Raw genomic sequence first — 534 nt, 5'->3', positions numbered from 1 at the left:
GCGTCGATCACGGTCGGTTCGAGATCCCCCAGGAGGACACGGTCCTGGAGATCCCGGTCCCCGGCGAGCTCGCCGTCATCGACCGCTGGGAGTACGGCCGTCAGATCATCGCCGGCGCCGAGGACGCGGGCGTCGACTTCCACTACGACACCGTCATCAACGACGTGCTCCAGGACGACACCGGCCGCGTCACGGGCATTCACGCGGTGCGAAAGGGGGAGCCGAAGACGTACACGGCGGACGTCGTGATCGACGGCGCCGGGTCGCTCTCGCTGCTCCAGGACAAGGCCGACTTCGAGGGGACGACCTTCGACACGAACGTCCGGTACTCGCAGTTCTGCTCGGCGTACCGCGAGATCGTCGACGTGCCGGAGCCGGTCGAGTGGGACGACGCCCTCGTGTTCAAGGCGACCGACCGCGCGGCGGGCTACCTCTGGTACTGCCCGCGGACGGCGACGGAGATCAACGCCGGCCTCGGCTTCCAGATGACGGAGGAGCCGATGCAGCTCGTCGAGTCGCTGAAGCGGGACCTCC

Annotated in this window: 1 protein-coding gene; it reads left to right on the top strand. The window is 68.4% G+C overall.

Annotated features, from left to right (window positions below):
• Nucleotides 1-534 (top strand): NAD(P)/FAD-dependent oxidoreductase (locus D3D02_RS18865; protein ID WP_394337744.1); only part of this gene is annotated, 534 nt, incomplete at both ends.

The sequence above is a fragment of the Halobellus sp. Atlit-38R genome, from assembly GCF_003665925.1.
In the GTDB taxonomy this organism is placed as follows: domain Archaea; phylum Halobacteriota; class Halobacteria; order Halobacteriales; family Haloferacaceae; genus Haloquadratum; species Haloquadratum inordinatus.
This window is presented reverse-complemented; position numbering and strand designations above follow the sequence as displayed.